General features: G+C 54.1%; 1 protein-coding gene. It reads left to right on the forward strand.

Annotated features, from left to right (window positions below):
• Positions 1-30: 30 nt before the first annotated feature.
• On the forward strand, positions 31-244 hold a 214-nt coding region (locus KVT34_RS30880; protein ID WP_217563359.1), incomplete at its 3' end, for an ArsR/SmtB family transcription factor.

Genomic DNA, 244 nt, shown 5'->3' on the forward strand with positions numbered 1-244 from the left:
CGACGACTTCTTGAAAGCGGGTTTTACGCAGTGACCGTTGATTATGCGGTTAAAGTTTACAAAGCTCTCGGCGAAAGCACGCGTATGCAGTTCGTCCGAATGCTGGTCAAACGGCGGGAACTGGCCTGCCTGGAAAGGGCGGAATTGTTGAATAACACGTCCGCTTCCACTTTGACGCATCACTTGAAGCCGCTCCTCGAATGCGGGGGGATTGCCGTCCGTAAGGTGGGAACGTCCCGTTTCT

This window comes from Paenibacillus sp. GbtcB18, assembly GCF_019091125.1.
GTDB lineage: Bacteria > Bacillota > Bacilli > Paenibacillales > NBRC-103111 > Paenibacillus_F > Paenibacillus_F chitinolyticus.